At 34.2% G+C, this 20,969-nt stretch carries 22 protein-coding genes; 7 read left to right on the top strand and 15 right to left on the bottom strand.

Going from position 1 to position 20,969, the window contains the following annotated elements:
• The first annotated feature begins 56 nt into the window (after positions 1–56).
• Positions 57–1,217, top strand: a complete 1,161-nt coding sequence (locus PP176A_RS00925) for a double-cubane-cluster-containing anaerobic reductase (protein WP_071138560.1) — start codon at positions 57–59, stop codon at positions 1,215–1,217.
• A gap of 79 nt (positions 1,218–1,296) precedes the next feature.
• Here the strand turns inward: PP176A_RS00925 and PP176A_RS00920 are convergent, their stop codons facing one another.
• The 12 genes from PP176A_RS00920 to PP176A_RS00870 all read right to left on the bottom strand — a co-directional run bounded on the left by PP176A_RS00920 (position 1,297) and on the right by PP176A_RS00870 (position 13,213).
• A complete protein-coding gene (locus tag PP176A_RS00920) occupies positions 1,297–2,388 on the bottom strand; it encodes a dipeptide epimerase (RefSeq protein ID WP_071138559.1) in 1,092 nt (363 codons plus the stop codon).
• Positions 2,389–2,539: 151 nt separating this feature from the next.
• On the bottom strand, positions 2,540–2,866 hold the full coding sequence (locus tag PP176A_RS00915) for a DUF3870 domain-containing protein (protein ID WP_071138558.1): 327 nt from the start codon (positions 2,864–2,866) through the stop codon (positions 2,540–2,542).
• A 143-nt stretch (positions 2,867–3,009) separates the two neighbouring features.
• A complete protein-coding gene (locus tag PP176A_RS00910; protein ID WP_114217655.1) occupies positions 3,010–4,134 on the bottom strand; it encodes an ABC transporter permease subunit in 1,125 nt (374 codons plus the stop codon).
• 3 nt (positions 4,135–4,137) lie between these two features.
• On the bottom strand, positions 4,138–5,031 hold the full coding sequence (locus tag PP176A_RS00905; RefSeq protein WP_083381708.1) for an ABC transporter permease subunit: 894 nt from the start codon (positions 5,029–5,031) through the stop codon (positions 4,138–4,140).
• 68 nt (positions 5,032–5,099) lie between these two features.
• Positions 5,100–5,240, bottom strand: coding sequence for a hypothetical protein (locus PP176A_RS16460; RefSeq protein ID WP_234958731.1), 141 nt, complete (start codon positions 5,238–5,240; stop codon positions 5,100–5,102).
• Positions 5,228–6,850 (bottom strand): sugar ABC transporter ATP-binding protein, encoded by a 1,623-nt coding sequence (locus PP176A_RS00900; RefSeq protein ID WP_071138556.1) that lies wholly within the window; start codon positions 6,848–6,850, stop codon positions 5,228–5,230. Before PP176A_RS00900 ends, PP176A_RS16460 begins: the two co-directional genes overlap by 13 nt.
• Positions 6,851–7,021: 171 nt before the next feature.
• On the bottom strand, positions 7,022–8,248 hold the full coding sequence (locus tag PP176A_RS00895) for a DUF3798 domain-containing protein (protein WP_071138555.1): 1,227 nt from the start codon (positions 8,246–8,248) through the stop codon (positions 7,022–7,024).
• 502 nt (positions 8,249–8,750) lie between these two features.
• Positions 8,751–9,227 (bottom strand): GNAT family N-acetyltransferase, encoded by a 477-nt coding sequence (locus PP176A_RS00890; protein WP_071138554.1) that lies wholly within the window; start codon positions 9,225–9,227, stop codon positions 8,751–8,753.
• Positions 9,228–9,269: 42 nt separating this feature from the next.
• Positions 9,270–9,905 (bottom strand): GyrI-like domain-containing protein, encoded by a 636-nt coding sequence (locus PP176A_RS00885; protein ID WP_071138553.1) that lies wholly within the window; start codon positions 9,903–9,905, stop codon positions 9,270–9,272.
• Between the two features lie 416 nt (positions 9,906–10,321).
• Positions 10,322–11,170 (bottom strand): GNAT family N-acetyltransferase, encoded by an 849-nt coding sequence (locus PP176A_RS00880; protein WP_071138552.1) that lies wholly within the window; start codon positions 11,168–11,170, stop codon positions 10,322–10,324.
• 71 nt (positions 11,171–11,241) lie between these two features.
• Entirely contained in the window at positions 11,242–12,294 is a 1,053-nt protein-coding gene (locus PP176A_RS00875) for an FAD:protein FMN transferase (protein WP_071138551.1), read from the bottom strand.
• Between the two features lie 64 nt (positions 12,295–12,358).
• Positions 12,359–13,213 (bottom strand): hypothetical protein, encoded by an 855-nt coding sequence (locus PP176A_RS00870; RefSeq protein ID WP_071138550.1) that lies wholly within the window; start codon positions 13,211–13,213, stop codon positions 12,359–12,361.
• A 326-nt stretch (positions 13,214–13,539) separates the two neighbouring features.
• Between PP176A_RS00870 and rsxC the strand changes: the two genes are divergently transcribed.
• Genes rsxC through PP176A_RS00840 form a run of 6 tightly spaced genes read left to right on the top strand, consistent with a single transcriptional unit; the run spans position 13,540 to position 17,996 of the window.
• Positions 13,540–14,886 carry an electron transport complex subunit RsxC gene (gene rsxC / locus PP176A_RS00865; RefSeq protein ID WP_071138549.1) on the top strand — a complete coding sequence of 449 codons (1,347 nt, stop codon included), beginning with the start codon at positions 13,540–13,542 and terminating at the stop codon, positions 14,884–14,886.
• 2 nt (positions 14,887–14,888) lie between these two features.
• On the top strand, positions 14,889–15,875 hold the full coding sequence (locus tag PP176A_RS00860; protein WP_071138548.1) for an RnfABCDGE type electron transport complex subunit D: 987 nt from the start codon (positions 14,889–14,891) through the stop codon (positions 15,873–15,875).
• Entirely contained in the window at positions 15,872–16,453 is a 582-nt protein-coding gene (locus PP176A_RS00855; protein ID WP_071138547.1) for an RnfABCDGE type electron transport complex subunit G, read from the top strand. Before PP176A_RS00860 ends, PP176A_RS00855 begins: the two co-directional genes overlap by 4 nt.
• A 21-nt stretch (positions 16,454–16,474) precedes the next feature.
• Positions 16,475–17,110, top strand: coding sequence for an electron transport complex subunit RsxE (gene rsxE, locus PP176A_RS00850; protein WP_071138546.1), 636 nt, complete (start codon positions 16,475–16,477; stop codon positions 17,108–17,110).
• 24 nt (positions 17,111–17,134) lie between these two features.
• Positions 17,135–17,707 (top strand): electron transport complex subunit RsxA, encoded by a 573-nt coding sequence (gene rsxA, locus PP176A_RS00845; protein ID WP_071138545.1) that lies wholly within the window; start codon positions 17,135–17,137, stop codon positions 17,705–17,707.
• 13 nt (positions 17,708–17,720) lie between these two features.
• A complete protein-coding gene (locus PP176A_RS00840) occupies positions 17,721–17,996 on the top strand; it encodes an RnfABCDGE type electron transport complex subunit B (RefSeq protein ID WP_071138544.1) in 276 nt (91 codons plus the stop codon).
• Positions 17,997–18,052: 56 nt separating this feature from the next.
• Here PP176A_RS00840 and PP176A_RS00835 read toward each other — a convergent pair whose 3' ends face one another.
• From PP176A_RS00835 to PP176A_RS00825, 3 genes are all read right to left on the bottom strand, one after another.
• A complete protein-coding gene (locus tag PP176A_RS00835; RefSeq protein WP_071138543.1) occupies positions 18,053–18,436 on the bottom strand; it encodes a DUF6483 family protein in 384 nt (127 codons plus the stop codon).
• 157 nt (positions 18,437–18,593) lie between these two features.
• A complete protein-coding gene (locus PP176A_RS00830; protein ID WP_071138542.1) occupies positions 18,594–19,361 on the bottom strand; it encodes a serine hydrolase in 768 nt (255 codons plus the stop codon).
• Positions 19,362–19,375: 14 nt separating this feature from the next.
• Entirely contained in the window at positions 19,376–20,671 is a 1,296-nt protein-coding gene (locus tag PP176A_RS00825; RefSeq protein WP_071138541.1) for an SLC13 family permease, read from the bottom strand.
• Positions 20,672–20,969 lie beyond the last annotated feature (298 nt).

Genomic DNA, 20,969 nt, shown 5'->3' with positions numbered 1-20,969 from the left:
CTGTATCATTTTAAAAAACATCTTTGCTTATACAATTATATAAGGGGGATAATAATATGAAACCGAAACTTATGGAACAAATTGAGGCTTTAAGAGGTATTAACGCAGTAAAAGTAAAAGAAGCAAGTGAGGCAGGTAAAAAAATAGTGGGAACTTATTGTATATTTTCGCCTCAGGAAATTGCCCTTGCGGCTGATGCAATTACGGTCAGCCTCTGCGGTACAAAACAAGAACCCATTGAAGATGCGGAAAGAGAACTGCCAAGAAACCTATGTCCTTTGATTAAATCCAGCTATGGTTTTGCTATTACAGATAAATGCCCTTATTTTCATTTTTCAGATGTACTAATAGCAGAAACGACTTGTGACGGGAAAAAGAAAATGTATGAATTAATGTCAAAATTAAAACCAATGTATATAATGAATTTACCGCAGACAGCTCAAGGGGAAGATGCTTTTGAACTTTGGAAAAAAGAAATGATACATTTGAGAAATTATTTGGAAGAACAATTCAATGTAGAAATCACGGATGAAAAATTGAGATCTGCTATAAAATTGATGAACAGAGAAAGAAAAGCAATGAAGAAGCTTCATCATTTAAATGCTCATAAACCGGCGCCAATGACGGGAACGGATATGATGCTGTCTCAATGGATAAAGGGATTTAATATAGATAAGGAATCGGGAATTGAATTAATAGAAGGCCTAATTGTCGAAGTTGAAGAACTCATGGAAAAAGGGATTTATGCTTTTGACGAAAATGCTGTTAGAATTCTTCTGACAGGTTGCCCTATAGGGAACGGATCTGAAAAAGTTTTAAAAATTCTTGAAGAGTCGGGTACCAGTGTAGTAGCTCTTGAAAACTGTTCAGGATATAAGGGCTTGGATACATTAGTTGATGAACAAAAAGATCCTATAGAGGCCTTGGCGGAAAAATACTTGTCTACCCCATGTTCTTGCATGACGCCAAACAACGGAAGGCTTGATTTAATTGAAAGATTGTCCGAAGAATATAAAGTCGATGGAGTTGTGGATTTGACATGGCAGGCCTGTCATACTTACAATATTGAGTCCTTTACTGTTAAAAATTTTGTTAAAGAAAAACTGAACCTTCCTTTTATACAAATTGAAACCGATTATTCCGATTCGGATATTGAACAATTAAGAGTAAGGATAGAGGCTTTTTTAGAAACCATAGGAAAAACTGCCTATAACTAATAGATAATGAAAATATGATATGAAATACAATGTATTTCATATCATATTTTGTTATAACCCAAAAGTTTTTTCTGCTAAATCAGTCTAAATACTTTAACCCATTTATTTTTTTAATTCCAAGACCAGGTTCATCATTTAAGGTAATCTTGGATTCTTCAAAAGTTGACCCACCTTCTATGGTATCTTCACTGCAAAGGAAAGGACCGTCTAAATCTATTTTTGTAATAACACTTTTGGCTGCTGCCAGATGTACTGCGGCATTTACACTTACCTTTGATTCCAGCATACATCCAATCATACATTCCGTTCCGTATATTTCCGCAATAGAGCAAATTTTAAGTGCATCATGAAGTCCCCCTGTTTTCATAAGTTTAATGTTTATAAGATCTGCCGCTCCCTGTTGAAGTATATATAAAGCATCTTTCGGGGAAAATACGCTTTCATCTGCCAAAACAGGTATAGAAACATTATCCCTTACAAATTTTAACCCCTCTACATCATGAGCCTCTACAGGTTGTTCCACAAATTCAATTTCCAGACCTTCATCTTCCATTTTTCTTAAAACCCTTACGGCTTCTTTTGGTTTCCAGCCTTGGTTAGCATCTATTCTAAGTTTTATATCATAGCCTACTGCCTTTCTTATAGTTTTCATTCTCTCTATATCAATCAGAGGATCCTTCCCTACCTTTATTTTTAAAGTTTTAAATCCTCTTTTAATAGCGTCCAAGCTGTCTTTGGCCATTTCTTCCGGTTCATTCACACTTATAGTTATATCCGTAGTTATTTCTTTTCTATGCCCTCCTAATAATTTATAGAGAGGAGCATTATACAATTGACCGTACAAATCATATAACGCTATATCTACGGCTGCCTTGGCGCTTGTATTTTTTACTATAGATCGATCAATTTTCTTCATTATCCCTTCAATGTTTTCTATATCCATTCCCATTATTGATTTTGAAATATAATCATTTATAGCTCCTACTATGGAACCTTTAGTATCTCCGGTTATAACTGCCGTAGGAGGAGCTTCTCCGTATCCTATATTGCCTGTATCCGTATGAACCTCTACAATTATATCTTCTATACTGGTTACAGTTCTTAACGCAGTCTTAAAAGGCACTTTAAGAGGAACTGAAATTTCTGCCACCCTAATATTTGTAATTTTCATATTCATTACCCCCATAATATTAAATTTATAACCCTGATAATTATACAAAAAACCAGCGAAAAACAAATCTTTTCGTTTTTCGCTGGTTTTCATTTACTCCGATATAGTTGTGCTATATCACATAAACAAAGCAGCTTTTCCTTTTAATATTTTACTTATAATATTTTTGTTTTACTTCCTGGTATTTTTTTAACGCATCCTTATAGGAAACCAAAATTGCTTTCTGGGATGTGCCATGATAGCGTTTTTTCAATTCCTGTTCTATATCGTCATCGTATTCATTTAATCTTTTTCCAATAAAAATTCCCCTTATAAAATTTTCAGTGATACTAAGAGTATGGGTACATCCTACATCTACTATCTCATCAGTTTCTACGTTCACTTCATAGGCCATATAAAATGAATGATATATTACACTAATGGCATTATCCATATTTGTCCTGGATTCACCTATAATATAAACCGTATTATCAGACATAACATCACCTTACATAATCGTCTTATATACTATAATCATCTACACCATATATAATATAATAACTTAAAGATTTTTTCAACAATTTTTCATAACACAAATCAAAAGGAGGAAAATAGATTTCCCCCTACATGATTCAAAAATTTTTATTTAACATTATTCTTGCCGCCGGTATCCAATCTCAGCATGCGTCGATCCATATCCTTATCCTTTTGGCGTTTCCATGAATGGAGTATTAATGCTGTGGTAACAACGCCGTAAGATATAAACATTCGGAAGTACTCTCCTATCATTGCCTGACCGGTAATATACTTACCTGCCATCGGCATAACAATAAACATCAAATGAAACAAAATCGTACCAATAATAGCATTTGGAATAGTAGCTCTGGCAACAGTCGCGCCTCCTACTAAAAGAGAAGCTGCCGCAAAAAGAGCTGCCTGATCCGCTCCATTATATGTGTTTAAAGTCCCAATGTTCTGAAGATAAATAATTTGTCCGTAACAAGCAAGAACCGTTGAAATTACTATTGATTGAATACGCGTTTTTTCTACATTGATGCCGGCAGAATCAGAAACATTCATTTCCAATCCTACTGCTCTCATATCATGACCAAGCTTCGTTTTTCTAAACCAGAAGGTAAAGAGACAAAGCAAGCCGATAATCATAAAAGTCCCGAGAGGTATATTCACGCCTTCACTTGCACTTCCTATGCGTATCATCCACAAATTATCAAAACCCTTAGCCGTAGCTAAATTTAAAGCATTACGCACGCCATATCCTCTTGAGAGCAGCATGCCGGGATTTTTGAAATTGATTAAAGAGCCGCATACATACAAAAGGAAGAACTGATAAATCCCCGAAATAAAAAGTCCCAACATCATGGAAGTAATCATTTCTCTTCCTTTAGCCCTATTTAATACTACTCCTCCAAAATACCCAAGAACAATGGCTATGGGCGTCGAAACAAGAGCCGCCAACATAAGGCCCCAAGCACCTCCTACACCCCAGTCATTTATAAATATCAGTCCAATCTGTCCTGCCATAGCTCCTAAAGTCATTCCAAAATTTATACCCATCCCTGCCATTATAGGAAGGAGCAACGATAAAACTAAGAAGGAATTCCTCACTAATCGTGTTACAATCTGGTCTGCCAAATAAATTCCGGAAAACTGCGAAAGCGGAATTGCTATTATACTGATGACCAAAAACAGTACCGGAACAGCGCTGCCGGTAAGCAGTCGGCCCATTTTTCTTTTATCATAGTTCATAATTTACCTCCTCCCCTTTCGAGTCAACGCATATACTATCATTCCATTAGAAACTATTATCCTGATAATTTCGGATATATCAATGTTAATGGCACTGTTGATTACTGACGGAGTCATTGTTAAAATACCTTGAAACAGAAGTGTTCCGATAATCACGTTACCAATTGACGCCTTATTAACAGAAGCTCCCCCCAGGAGAACTGCAGCAACTGACGGAAATGAAAAAGCCAGCGGAGAATTATACATTTGTATAAATCCAAAACTCTGTTCATAGACAATCATTCCAACAGCCGCTATCATAGTTGAAAGCATAACAGATATAATACGCATTTTATCAATACTTATCCCGGAGGCCCTTGCATAATCCGGATTAGACCCGACTGCAGTGATGGCAGTACCGGTCTTAGTTTTGAAAAATCCCCATACGATTAAAGACATAACAGCAAAAATTAAAATCATACCTGTAGGTATAGTTAAATAATTTGAAATATCAATTTTCAAAAAATTGCTAATCTGATGAAACCAGTAGTTCTCAACACTAATTGTTACACGAAGACCTTCCCCCTTAAATCCTTGAACACTCGCGGGATTTCTGAAGGGAAGAACCAGCCACATCATATTCATAAAAAATACGAAAGAAAATCCTACATAAGTGGCTATAATCATCTCATCACCTTTAACACGGTTTAAAAGCAATCCATAAAAAAATCCGAAAACAGCCGCAATAGCTATTCCTATAAGAAAGGCCATTAATATTCCTGCAAAACCTGCGAGATTAAGTTCAAGGCTGACTACAGCTCCAATCATTCCGGCTATTAATCCCACGGGAATACCAAAATTCAGTCCACACCCTGATTGAATCATAGGAACCATAGACAAAACCATAATTGCATTCATACCAAAACGCGTAATAACATCATTGAAAGAAGTATCAACTTCTTTGTTAGGCTCTTCTTTAATTCTTATTAATTCGTAATAACATCATTGAAAGAAGTATCAACCCTTACTCCAAAAAATGGAGCGATAACAAACAAAGACAGTAAAAAAAGTGCAATAATAATGCGGGGCCATCCAAATTTTTTTACGAATTCCTTTATCGCAACCATACTTTTTCACCTTCTTCATTAATCTGACATTCTCCGGACATTAAGAGTCCAAAATCAGTTGCATCAGCATCAGGCGGCAAAATTCCAAATACTTTTCCTTCACAAACGACAACAACCCTATCGCTTATAGAGCGAAGCTCTTCTAATTCAGAAGAAACTATAACTATAGTCGTTCCATTTTCTTTATTATATTTTCTTAGGGCATCCAGAACCAATTCTTTTGCTCCAACATCAATACCGCGAGTAGGTTCGGATACAAACAATAATTTGGGATTCATAGCAAAAGCTTTGGCAAGGCAAACTTTTTGTTGGTTACCTCCTGAAAGATTTCGTGCTAACTGACGTTCGCCGGTACATTTAATTTCCAATGCTTTAATATAATCCTGTGCACATTTTCTCATAGCCTTATCGTCTCTCCATTTAATAATTCCGCCTAAATAACTCTTAATAAACCTATTATGAACCTGCATTGCATTAAACCCGATATTCCAATCGATAGGCTCGTCCAAAAGCAAACCTACTCCTCGGCGATCTTCAGAAACAAAAGCTAAACCATTTTTAAGAACTTCAAATGTATTGTTCAGAGGGATTGGTTTATTTTCAAAATAAATCTCTCCGCCGGCTTCGAAAAGTCCCATTATTCCGTTAGGAATTCCCAACTTTCCCTGCCCGGCCAGTCCTCCAATACCAAGAATTTCTCCTCTGTAAACCTTCAAGGATAAATCCTTTACTACTTCTCCAGGCATATCCACCCAAAGGTTCTTTGTTTCAAAGATAACATCTTCTTTATTAATAGTATTAAAAGATTTAACAGCTTTATTTTCTTCTTTATCAACGTCTCTACCGACCATCCATTTGGCAATCTGATGCACGCTAACATCTTTCGTAGGCCTTTCCACCACCACCGCACCATCTCTTAATACAACAATACTATCACAAATGGATGTTATTTCACGAAGCCGGTGAGATATAAATATAATGGAAACACCCGAATCAGCCAATCTTCGCATAGATTTGAGAAGAATTTCAGCTTCCGATTCTGTTAAAACAGCAGTCGGTTCATCTAAAATAATAAGCTTAACTTTCTCTCTTCTGATTTCACGAGCTATTTCTATAAATTGCTTATAACCGACAGGTACCTCAGAAACTAAAGTATCTGTGCCCAATTGAACTCCCAACGTATCTATAACACTCGCTGCACTTTTTCGAATTTTGGGTAAATCTACGGTTTCAAGTCTCTTCCCCAAAATTTTGGAAATTACACTGCTTTTGGTTATTTCCATATTAAGCAATACATTTTCTGCAACTGTAAACCCGGGAATCAAAGAAAATTCCTGATGTACCATACCTATTCCCGCATTCAGTGCTTCAACGGGATTATCAAATTCAACTTTTTCTCCATTAAGATATATATTACCTTCATAGCCGCCGGTTTCAGCAATTACATTCATGCCAAAGAGTATATTCATTAAGGTAGATTTCCCGGCACCATTTTCTCCAACAAGACCTAATATTTTTCCTTCTTCAAGGGTAAAGCTTACATCTTTCAATACTTGGTTTCCGTTAAAATCTTTTCCGACATTTTCTAATCGAAGTAACTCATCTTTCATAGACAATAGATTCACCTCATCTTTGAATATAAATAATATTATTTTATAACCCATAGGAAAGTTTTATAAATGAGTTTTAAAAAAGGCTTCCTTAGTTTATTAATGCTTCGATAGAAGCCTTTTTTGTTATAATAATATTTAGAAACGGTCCTAAAGGACCGTTTCTAAATATTATTTTATATCCTTATATTTTTCAGGAACAACTTCTTTACTATTTCCTAAATATCCTTGGCCAAATACATAGGTGTCTTGATAAACAAGCACATGGTTTTTAATATCTTCTTTGTTAACACGATCATAGTACAGGGAACCATTCCAATCAGCTCCGGGAGTATATTCTCTGAAAGCATCGAGTACATCTTCAAGAGAACCTTTCTCCATTGTACCCTCCACTACATTTTTACCATATTCAACTAAAGCTTCCGTAGCTGTATATCCATAGGAGTAAGCCCATGTCCCCATTCTTTTAGCTCCGCCTTTTTCAACTACAACGTCCTCGACTTTTTTAAGAATAGCAGGCCAATCTCCCGCTTCTTCCTTCAGATCAATGCCAAACGCTCCCGGATATCCCATTATCGGTGAAGGAAGGTCAGGTTCAACAAATATGGCTCCCAGTTCTGCAACCCTCTTTAACAACGGCTCTGTCTGAGCATCATTTGTACAGAAGAAGGCGGTATCCTTGCCATATTTTTCAACCCATGCAGGCATCTTTTCAAGAATAAACTGTTGTGCGCCTGGAATTCCAACGTCACTCATTGGGTCCGGAGCTGTTTCAAATACAAACTTTAATCCTAAGTCTTTACAAGCTTGTTCCATGATATTTCTTCTTACTGACAATAGTTCTATACTCATATGTCTTGGAAAGGAAATGTGTACAAAAGTCTTTGCACCCATTTTCTTAGCGGCAAGAACTATAAGATACCCACGATTTATGTTGTCAGGGTCAACAACCAAATCTGCAGCCCCTTCAATCATCGCTGTATCTTCTTGAGAAGAATTCGCTAAAAGCAATATATCAGGTCTCTTCTCACGAATCTGCTGAAAAGCCGCAACAGTTCCGGGAACAGCTTGATTTACTACAATTGCTTTCATATCAGGATCATCGGAAAGACCTACAATCTGCGCAATAGTAGTTTCCTGCTCTTGCATAAAATTATCAGGATAGGTAACATGCTTTATCATTCCTCCCGAATCAGCATCTCCATACTTTTCAATCATGGCTTCAGCACCACGAAGCTCATCCTCACCTTGAGATACTGTTCCGGTAACGATACCAATATGCATTTTACTTTCTTCACCATCTGTGGAACCAGCCGGTGGTGTTTCTGATTTAGAGCATGCTATTAATCCAAATACCATAACAATGCTTAAACCAATTAACAATACTCTTTTAAACATTTATACTCCCCCTCACTATTTAGTTAAACCCATTTATAATACACGAATTCCACATTTTATAATTCCATTGTTAAGAAAAGACTAATTTTACGCAGAATTCAGTATTTTCTGTATTTTCGTTATCCTTGACCCACCATTTAAATTAATAATAAAACCATATAAACCCTTTATTATTTTTAATTTATTTTCATATTTGGAAATTATTTTAATAATACAATAAACATATATACATTGTCAAATAACAATATGAACAATTTCGCATAATATTAATGCCAATATCTGGTTTGAATTTAATTTTATACATCATATATTCATTTTTTTATATAAAAAGCAGTTTGTTAAGGTTCTGTTAAAATTTTATTACGAAATTATTAATATTTTATCACATTTATATTAAATATACAACCACTTTTATTCTCTATCTTCGTAAAAGAGCTTTCAATTAAAAAAACTGTTACACCCGGAACTATTTGGTTCGTTATGTAACAGCCTTTAATATTTTTTAAATAATCTTCTCAAATTCAATTTCATGAAGAATAGGGATATTATCAAAACCGTATAATGGTATTTGAGGTTTGAGTTTCCTTGATCTCTGTATTGCGTTTATATGTATTTCTTCCATATAAAAGCCTCTTTTCTGGTAGTATCTTATGGCCTTAGTATTATCATTAGTCGTTATAAGCCAGACCCTCCTGCATTTATTTTCTTTAGCTTTTTCGATTACCTTATTAATTAAATTTGATCCTATACCTTGGTTTTCCACTAAACTATCAAGAGACACTATCTCGCATTCACCATTTTCAATACTGTAAGTTATCACACCATCTATTTTCCCGTTTTCAACGGCTACATAACCTTCCAAGATATCTGCAAAATGTACTTTGCCTTTTGAAACTATTATTGGTGAACCCCAATTATCGGATATAAAATCAACCACATCTTTTCTTAATTCATCACAAATTGGAATGATTTCATACATAATTTATACCTTCTTTACATTTTTATATAACTCATACTTGAATTATTTAACATACTTTTCTACGGGGAAACGCAAAACCGTTTTTAATTTTTCAACCTTAGTCCTTCTCGGATCAGATATATATATTTCATGATGTTTATGGATATCATCCGTTATATCTCTAAGTTGATTATCGATAATAAACTCAGAGATTTTATCAATAGTACGGTTCTCGTCATCATATGCTCCGATATGCATCGCTTGTACACACAATCCCTCTGTAAATGTTTCGAATCTTGCCTTAGAAACATCTATAGATGGTTTCTTTCTTTTACATTCCTCAAGAGCCCATTCAAATATTTCTTGAGTTACAAATTCCGGCTGACGTATCATTGAAGTCCATAACCATTGAGACTTTGGCTTGTTCCAATCCAATTTTCCTCCATCACACCACCATAACCCTTCAAGAGGCGGTACCACATATTCAAAATATCCTTTTTTCTGTTTTCCGCTCATTTTAATAGTAAAAGTAAGAGAATACAGAATTTTAATACCCTCCTGATATTCTTGATCTTTCGGTTCTCCCTTTCCGTCAACCATGATAAAATTCATGGAAGGTATATTGACCAAAACCGGTTTTTCCTTTGGTAAGTATAAATCTTTGTATTCCCTTTTGTAATCCAACTTTTCAACAGCCATATTTATATCTCCCCTTTCAACAATATATACGTCTTTCGTGAAATGCCTGATTATATAGTATTTACTTCAATTATATCAAACAATTCTTGACATCTGTATGTCAGGAATTATTTAAAGTAACATTTTTAATATTCAAATATAAAATAATATTAAATATCATTAAAGGAAGTGGTTAACCCGTACATTATATAGAAGTTGAAAAAAATGTAAGAATTGCAATTCATGATTTAGATCCTAAAAGCAAAAAAACAATTATTTTGCCCTTATATTAAGCAAAGGAATAATAGGTTCCCAATTATATCCTTTCCAACATAGCGGTCACGGAATTTTTTATGATGAACGCGAATTGTTTAACTATATCTTTTTAGAATTTTTGCAAAAATAAATTAAATGTAAATTATATCAAAAACAACATTTTATGAATATCTGTAATAATCAAACCGGGTTTTAATTTTAAATCCACTTTTAATGTAAAGATTATATGCTCTGCCGTTATTACTGTCGACTTCGAGAGTTATATCTTTAATACCCATATTTATAAGTATCTTCAGTAACAGATTAAGCATCTCTTTCCCGTATCCTTTGCCTTGATATCTTTGAGAAATCCCCAATCCAAATATGGAAGCTTCCTCTTCTAAGTTGACATTACAAGTCCCAATAATTTCATCCCCTAAGATTGCCATATAGGAAATTATTTTAGGGGAATTTATTGAGTTGATTATCATACTTTTTTCATCCTCAAAACTGCCTCCGAATATGTCCGTATTCAAAGATATCATATCTTCTATTTTTTCTTGGGGAATTGGCTGCAAAGTTAATTTGGTATTTTGGTTTTTAAAGAACTCTCGATTATATACCATCAGATATTCCGAATACTCATATTTAGCATTTAATTTTTTCAAAACGCCCTTTGCATCATTGCCATTCGGCTCCTCAACAAAAAGTATCTCGGAAATTGAATATAATTTTAATTCTTCGATAGCTCTATTCAACAAAGTATCAAAATATCCCTTCCCTCTATGAGAAGGCAAGGTATATGCAGATATCTCCGCTTCTTTGGAAGTCGGAACAAACATAGTTAAACAACTTATCAATCTATCCTCATCGTATAATAAATAAAAACATTTTATTTCATGATTAAAATTTATTTCATTTGCTAAAAATAAGTCTCCCTTCAATTTTTCGTATTGTTGACAAATACGTTCAAGGTTTCTGATATCCTTTACTTGAGATTCATTTAAACATTCAAGTTCTAAAATTTTCATTATACATTTCCCCCGCTTCCAATCCAATATTATATCTTATATTTAATTATAAGATTCCGCTTTACTACAGATTAATATTCTTCTTTAATTAACTTAAAATCCTTATTTTCTACAGAAAAAAGTTTAGAAAGTTTTTTAGGTAAGATTATTTCTTTATCCTTTTTAATAAAAATACATTCAACCTCTTTGAAATTATTCAAAAATTTCTTTCCCTTTTCTGTTCCCAAAACAAAAATAGTCGTTGAAAGGGCATCGCAATCTATGGATTTATTTGATATAATGCTTACCGATGTAAGCTCATTGTTTACAGGGTACCCTGTTTTGGCATCAATAATATGATGATATTTGACTCCGTCTACTATAAAATACCTTTCATAATCTCCCGAAGTAACCACAGAGCTGTCTTCTACCTGAACTATCCCTGCATAACTTCCTGTTTCCCCAAAGGGATTTTGTAATCCTATCTTCCATTTAGTATTTTTCCCCTTATTTCCCACAGCATATATGTTTCCTCCCAAATCTATTATAGCCTTTTTTACACCATTGTCCTCAAGTATTTTTTTAACTTCGTCTGCCGCATAACCTTTAACTATACCTCCCAGATCCAATTTCATTCCTTTATCTTTTAAAAATACCTGATTATTATCAAGAAGCTCAAGTTTTTTATAATCTACCTTCTCCCTGGCAATTTCAATATCCTTTTTATCAGGTATACTGCTTCTTTCTATCTTTCCTTCTCCGTTTATGTTCCACAAATCAACCAAGGGCCCTATTGTTGGTTCATAAGCACCATTTGATAGTTCGGCATAATATTTCGCTTTTTTCAACACATAGTATACATCATTATGTACTTTTACAGGTACTATTCCCGCATTATTGTTTACCTTAGTTATATCGCTCGTCTTTATTGTATTGCTCATCCTGTTTTCAATTTCGGCTATCCTTTTAAATGCATTATCTAATGTTTTTTCATCTTTCTTATCATATATCTTAATGGTCATAACAGTATCCATCATAAATTCCGTTTTTTCTATACTCTTGTTCTCTTCCTTATGGCAGCCCGTAAATATCAAAGAAAAAGAAAGTATAATTATAGATAATTCTAATAAATATTTTTTATTCATATTGATTCCCTTTCTCACTATTTATTGAAAAAAGGCCCTAACTTATAGTCAGGACCTCATAATATTATTTGGCCTGTTTCAAAGCTTCTTTTGCTAATTCAATCATTGTATCTCTTGTACTTGTAGCACCTGATACTGCATCAAGTTTTAAATTTTCTACCCCATCATTATAAATTATCTGTTTTTGAAATTCCGTAATAGTATCAAATGCAGGAAGATGCTCATAATTTTCCGTAGATTTTATATCTCCTTTCTTAATTTTAACAGTCTCGGTTTTCTGCTTATTATCATCCCCGACTACAGGTTTCCCGTCCTTATCTAATACAGCCTTCGTTCCATCCATATCTTCTACGGCAACATCATGAAAATCAACCCCGGTAACAGTCCCATTTTTGACTACAATCTTGATCTGTGAAAGCCATCCGTGATTTGGTTCAGAAGCCTTTGCCTCATAAACTCCGTCTTTATAAACAGGACTATATGTTTCTCCCTTTTCAGCTTTTTCCAACAATTTTCCTACCGTATCTTTAAAACTACTTTTTGTACTTGTAGCACCTGATACTGCATCATAATCAATATTATCTAAATTTTTCTTATCTGTAAACTGCTGATTTAAATTTTTAATTACCTCCAAACCTTCCTTGTATTCATAATTATTTTCATTTTTAGCCTCTCCTGTCTGAGAAAAATATTCATTATAATCAAAGTCGGTTATTTTCCCATTTTCAACTTTCATGGTAGACAAGGAATAAATTCCATGATCATTAGCGGGCATTTTGATCAAATAATCGCCATCTTTTAATTCCTGTGTACTGCTGCTTTCTTTATTGGTATTCGCAGCTTGATTATCGGTAACCTTAGAACATCCGGAAAAAACTAATAATGCTAAAATTAAACTTAATGATATAAATTTTTTCATTTTCTCTCCCCTCTCTTATTGTCCCGGATGGAATTCATTCTCCATCAGTTATTTTTATTACCCTTATCATCTTCATTTAATCACCTCAAAACATCTTTATAAATATTCCCACAAAAATAATCGTCTCAAACAACAAATAACTTAATTATTATGCACTATCTTTGACTATTTAGATATTTTATACAAAATGGCAAAATATATGGTATAATTAAGACGTTAGTGAATTATTTTACTATAATTTATCTAATTAAGTAATATATGATCAAAATATTTAAGAAACTTTTATTATTTAATTCAATTGTAATATGAATAAAGAGGTGGAAAATGTGGAACTAAAAAATCGAACCTTTAAGGGCGGAATTCATATACCTCCTTTCAAGGAACAAACAGAATTACTCCCCTTAAAAAGAGCAAAGGAACCAAATTTTGTAGTTATCCCCCTTCAGCAACATATAGGTGCTCCTTGTGAACCTTTAGTAAAAATAGGAGAGAAAGTTAAAGCGGGACAAGTTATAGGCAGTTCACAGGAATTTGTTTCTGCAGTTGTACATTCAAGTATTTCAGGTACAGTTGCAGGAATTGAAACAAAATTAACTCCAACGGGAAACAAAGTAAAATCTATAATAATTGAAAATGATGGCACAAAGGAATCAGAAGGAAAGATAGTTTCTAATGCTTCTCTTGAAAATATGACTCCAAAGGAGATATTGGATATAATCAGAAAAGCCGGAATAACAGGTATGGGTGGAGCCGGATTTCCCACTCATGTAAAATTATCTCCTCCTCCGGACAAAAAAATAGATACAGTTATCTTAAATGGATCGGAATGTGAATCCTTCCTCACATCTGATGCCAGATTGATGATTGAAAAACCCGAAAATGTAGTCTTTGGATTAAAAGCAATAATGAAAGTATTGGGAGTCAAAAGAGGATATATCGGAATAGAAGACAATAAGACAGAAGCAATAAAATCCATTAAAAAAACCTGTGAAAAAGAAGAAAATATTGAGGTAGTACTTTTAAAAACCAAATATCCTCAAGGAGATGAAAAAAGGCTTATAAATGTAATTACAGGTAGAAAAGTACCTTCCGGAGGACTGCCAATGGATGTGGGTGTAATAGTGAATAATGCCGGAACATCAAACGCCATAGCCGAAGCAATTCTTGAAGGTAAGCCACTTTATGAGAGGATAATAACGGTAACGGGAAATGGAGTTAAGCAACCTCAAAATCTTATAGTAAAAATAGGAACATCTTTTAAAGACGTTATAAATCAATGCGGAGGTTACAATAAAAACCCGGGGAAAATAATAATGGGAGGTCCTATGATGGGAATAGCCCAAGTTACCGATGACGTTCCTGTAATAAAGGGAACTTCCGGAATATTAGTTTTAACCGAAGAAGAATCTAAACCGCAAGAGGTTTTGCCTTGCATAAAATGCGGAAAATGCTTGGAAGTTTGTCCCGTAAGATTGCAGCCCATTTATATAAGCAAGTATTCATTAAAAAAGCAATATGACAAGGCAGATGAATATCATGCCTTAGATTGTATTGAATGCGGATTGTGTTCTTATGTATGTCCGTCAAAGATACATTTAGTAGAGTCAATAAGATTAGCAAAAAAAGTAATTACCGGAAAAAGAAAAAAAGCAAGAAATGATGGGAGGAATTAGAAATGGACAATATTTTTAAAAATGAACTTACAGTGACATCATCTCCACACATATTGTCCAAAAATACGGTTCAAAAGACAATGTTGGATGTAATAATAGCACTGTTCCCAGCAGCAATAGGAAGTATATATTATTTTGGATTAGGAGCCCTCAAAATAATAACCGTATCAGTAATTTCGTCGGTATTCTTTGAAGCATTCTATCAAAAGATAGCTAAAAAACCAATTACCATAAATGATTGCAGTGCAATTGTTACAGGATTGCTTATTGCATTTAATTTGCCTTCAACGGCACCATGGTGGATACCTTTTATAGGTTCCGGATTTGCAATTATAATAGTAAAACAATTCTTTGGCGGTTTGGGTTCAAACTTTATGAATCCTGCATTAGCAGCAAGAGCAATGCTCTTAACATCTTGGCCTAATATTATGACTAACTTTGTATCGCCCGGTTCTGCAGATGGAATTGCTTCGGCAACTCCATTGGCGATAATGAAATACGGAGCAGCTGATGTAACAGCGTCGGCTACAGTGAAGGAAGCAGGAAATGCCCTTCCCAAATTGATGGATATGTTTCTCGGGAATACCGGAGGCTGCTTAGGAGAAACATCGGCTATTTTACTTCTTATAGGAGCTATATATTTATTGATAAAAAAAGTAATCGATTGGAGGATACCAGCATCATATATATTAAGCACTGCTGTATTCCTTCTGTTATTTGGAGTAGAAAGTCAAATGATACCATATCATATTCTCGGGGGCGGACTAATTTTAGGAGCTTTTTATATGGCAACGGATTATGTTTCATCGCCTGTTACTCCTATAGGACGTATTGTATTCGGAATAGGAGCAGGATTTCTAACAGCTTTAATCAGAACTAAAGGCGGATATCCCGAGGGTGTGTCTTATTCCATATTACTTATGAATATAGCTACCCCATTGATTGAAAAATTTACAAATCCTAAAGTTTTTGGGAGGGTTAACGGATGAAAGAAACGTTGAAACTTGGAATATCGCTTTTTTTGATAACAGCAATAAGTGCTATAGTCCTTGCAATAAGTAATAATATTACATCGGCAAAAATAGCGGAAGCCGACAAATTGGCTAACGATACGGCAAGGCAAGAAGCTCTTCCTCAGGGAGAAACCTTTAAATCCATAGAGAATAATAAATTAAAGGAAATAACAGAAAAAAATCCTGAAATATTAGAAATATTTGAAGGAAGAAAAGAAGACGGAAGTTTGGCAGGATACACCTTTAAAGTTTCAGTTTCAGGATACGGCGGAAAAATAGAGATGATAACAGGTATATCCTCTGAGGGAAAAATAACCGGAATAAAAATATTAAATCATGAAGAGACTCCGGGTCTTGGAGCCAATTCGACCAAACCCGAATTTCAAAACAGATTTAAAGATAAACCTACAGATAAAGAGTTAGTCGTAGTAAAAACTCAGCCCACATCTGACAATGAAGTGCAGGGAATAACAAGCGCTACCGTTACTTCAAAGGCAGTAGTGAAAGGTGCAAATACAGCAATAGATACATTCAATTCAAAATTTGCAGAATGATTCTTTAAGGAGGTGTACAGTTTGAGATTATCAAATATATTTTACAATGGAGTAATAAAGGAAAATCCGATATTCGTGCAACTTATCGGAATGTGTGCTACCTTGGCTATAACTACAAGTGCATTGAACGGATTGTCAATGGGATTGTCCGTTACAGGGGTATTGGTTTGTTCCAACTTTGTAATATCTTTGTTGAGAAATGTAATCCCCGATAAAGTTCGTATTCCCGCCTTCGTCGTAGTAATAGCAACTTTTGTAACTATGGTCGATATGTTTCTTAAAGCCTTTGCTCCGGCAATATACAGTGCATTGGGACTTTTCATCCCATTAATAGTAGTAAACTGTATAATATTTGCAAGGGCAGAGACTTTTGCCTCGAAAAACGGAGTAATAGAATCAATCGTTGACGGTCTCGGAATGGGAATAGGATATACAATAGCATTAGTAATATTGGGAAGTATAAGAGAAATATTGGGAGCCGGAAGTATATTCGGGATACCATTGTTCGGAGAAGGGTTTCAGCCTGCATTGATATTGATAATGCCGCCGGGAGCATTTATATTGTTGGGAACACTAATAGGAATTTTTAATTTGATAAGAAAGAAAAACGAAAATAAAAAAGACGTTAAACATAAAGAAGAATCCTACAATATTTAATATCATATACAGGAGGGAAATTCTATGAATTTGTTTACAATATTGATAAGTACTATATTCGTCAACAACTATGTTCTAGCCCGTTTTTTAGGAATATGTCCCTTTTTAGGTGTATCAAATAAAACGGAAACGGCAACGGGAATGGGAGTTGCGGTTACATTTGTAGTAACATTATCATCTATAATAACTTATTTCATACAAAAATTAATCTTAGATCCGTTGAAATTGGAATATTTACAGACAATAGTTTTTATACTTGTAATAGCTACATTAGTTCAATTTGTTGAAATGGTAATGAAAAAAACAAGTCCTACATTATACAAGGCCTTAGGTGTTTATCTTCCCTTGATAACAACTAATTGCATAGTTTTAGGAGTTGCAATATTAAATATTAAGGAAGGCTATAATTTAGTACAGACAATAGTTAATTCAATAGGCGCATCAGTAGGATTTGCTTTTGCCTTGATACTTATGGCATCTGTAAGAGAGAAGCTGGAACTTTCTGAAATCCCGGAAAGCCTTAAAGGTTTCCCCATAGCCCTTATTACCGCAGGACTTATGTCAATAGCATTTTTAGGATTTAAAGGATTAGTATAGGAGGTTATTTTAAATGAGTACAATATTATTGCCGGTAGCAGTATTGGGAAGTTTGGGCCTTATATTTGGCATCGGGTTGTCCTTGGCATCAAAGGCCTTCGAAGTAAAAATAGATCCGAGAATAGAAGCTATAAAGAAATGTTTACCGGGAGTCAATTGCGGAGCATGCGGATATCCCGGCTGTGAAGGATTGGCATCTGCTATCGTGGAAGAAAAAGCATCTATAGACGGATGCAAAGTGGGCGGAAAGCCCGTAGCCGAAAAAATTAAAAATATAATGGAAGGTTAACTATATAACTGTATAAAAGGAAGGAATAAATTTTATTCCTTCCTTTTATATGAACGTTAATAATTCTCAAAGAGTGTCAGCAGTCCGGAATCTCCAAACTTCTCTACCAACGTCTTCAGCCCCAATTCAATTTCATCTCTGCTATAATTATGAGATGCCAGGTATTCATCAGTTAAGTTATTTAACTTTGAATAAAAATCTAAACCTAATTCCAAATATTTTTTATTTTGTGGATCAAGTTTTTCATATAATAAATCCTCGGCTTCATTAATATCTCCCTGGTTTATCATATCTACCAACTGTTGATATAGATAATCCGTTTCTGTATATTCCCTCTCATCCGGCAACTGATAAGTAACCGAATCGCTGCCGAAAAAGAATTTTGCAATGGTTTTTATTAAATCTTTGATCATGCGTATAAGATAATCTTCCTTAATCATATATTAAAGCACCGCCTTATTTATCTTTACATATATTTTATTAAAAAATGGTTCTCATGATATTGACTTTATTTTACTATAACCATATATAATTGTCTATAATAAAATCAGTGATTGATGGATTTATCCATCAATCACTGATTTTATTGCTAAACATCTAAAATTCATCGTATACCATTTTAGATACTTTCCCTATTATCTCTCGCCCATCTTTATTGGTTTCGGTTTCATTGGTAAGGACACATATTATATATTCCCTATGAGGAAGGTATACTATTCCCACATCATGTTCAAGGCAGTCTAAATCCCCTGTCTTATGGGCTATTATAACATCTTCCGGCAAGTACAAGTCCAGTCTTCCCCTTACCTGCTGCCTTTTTAGAATATCCAGCATCATACGGCTGCATTCTTCATTTATGTTCTCGCCTCTGTATATAAGCTCTAAAATTAAACACAAATCATTAGCCGTTGTAAGGTTCTCCCTGCCTTCCTTTGCAGCCTGAGAATCCATCATTTTTCTCTGAAGCCTTGTATTTTTGAGTCCCATATCTTTTATTCTCTTATTTATATTATCCATGCCTAACAAATCAATTAATATGTTAGTAGCCATATTATCACTTATTATAATCATCAATGTCATTATTTCTTTTAATGTAAATTTATGACCTAATTCTAACTCTTTAAGGATACCGTCTCCGCCGGTTTTCATGTTCTCAGTCAATTCAACCTTATCATTTAAATTTAATGACCCTGCATTGACTCTATTGAAAAGTTCCGACATTATTGAAAGTTTAATTGTGCTTGCAGAAGGGAATACAAGATTTTCATTTATTTTTATTTCCTTCCCTGTTTTTAAATCCTTTATTGCAACGGCTACATTTCCTTTTTGATTTTTAATAAATTCTCTTATCTTGTTTTCCAGCATCTAAATCCTCTCCTTTAATCAAACAAAGCTCTAACCATAACAAGTATTACCGAACATGCTGTTACGGTTATACCATATTTAACCAAATTTTTCATATCCTTTGATCTTGCAAGTCCCATTTGTCCAATCATATCCGCTTCAGGATAAGCAAATGATGTAATCTGCCCCGATACAAGAAGTATCAATGCCCACAAAGAAGGTGATATGCTTAAATCCTTAACAAGAAGTTTAAACATATTATTCATTACTATATTGTCTGCGGTTGCAGCACCACCAACTCCAAAAATACCTGTCAAAGTAGTTACTAAAGAAAATATCACTTTATTTTGTGACTTAAGAAGAGGCTTTAATAATGAAACAAGAGCCTCAAAGGATCCTGCTTCGGCAATGAAGTTGATAAACGGGTTGAATAATATAAACATGATAAACAGCCACATCATACGGGAAGAACCTTTGATAAACGTCTCAATTAAATCATTAATCTTCAATTTCCCTACCAATCCCGTTATTATAGCCGATAAGACAATAACCAAGATTGCATATGAAGCCCCGCTTTGAAGGGTTATGCCATACACTATTAATGCAATCATAGATAAAATAAAGGCCAAAGTTGCTCTTTTGGTTTCTTGCTTAGCTTCATAATTTTCTTCTGCTTTTTCCACATTTTCATAGGCATAAATTCCTTTAGTTTTTTTCTGAATTCTGTTTGCAAATATATACGTTATCACCAATACAAGAATTGCCAGCGGAATCCCTACTTCCAATATATACTGTCCGTATCCTAAACCCGTAAGTCCCATAATTGTTACTACCTGCGGAGTATAAGGTCCTACAAACATTCCCGTAAGGCCTGCCCCTAAAAAAATCGTTGCAACAGTCGATGGAGTTATGCCAATTACTGCAACCAAAGGGATTATGATAGGAGCTATAATTGCATTTGCTCCTGCTAATGTACCAAGAAGTGATACAAGAACCATTGAACTTATCATTGTAGCCAATATCGCTTTTTTCTCATTGTTGACTCCTATTTTTTTCATAAGAGATTTAACTAAATATTCGGCTACACCTGTTTTTTGCAGAATTGCTCCAAGCCCTGAACCTAACATAATTATAAATCCTATCATACCTAAGAATGATCCCAGTGACTCAGCTAACACTCCTCCAAAAGATGAAAACGGCTGTTTTGTAAGAATAGCACTTAATATAACACTTATTGCCACATTTAATACAGGATTAATATCCTTAAATGATAAAATGATATAAATAACTAATGGTACTAAGCCAAAGATAGGTGATAAATTAAATATCATACTGTAACCCTCCCTAAAAATTTTTTAACAAAAAACCAGCGAAAAACAGGCTTACCTGTATTCGCTGGTTTTCATTTACTCCGATATGGTCTTTTTATTTACCATATCACATAAACAAAGCAGCACCATTTATTCATCACTTTAATATAATGAAAACATTTTCAATTCTATTTTACAACAATTTTGAATTTTTTTCAATATTATTTTTTTACAAAGAATAATGCATACTTTTTAGCATCGATATTTATAAATATAAAATTATATTATAAATATTAATTCTTTGACCGATTTTTATAAA

The sequence above is a fragment of the Sporanaerobacter sp. PP17-6a genome (assembly GCF_900095615.1).
In the GTDB taxonomy this organism is placed as follows: domain Bacteria; phylum Bacillota; class Clostridia; order Tissierellales; family Acidilutibacteraceae; genus Acidilutibacter; species Acidilutibacter cellobiosedens.
This window is presented reverse-complemented; position numbering and strand designations above follow the sequence as displayed.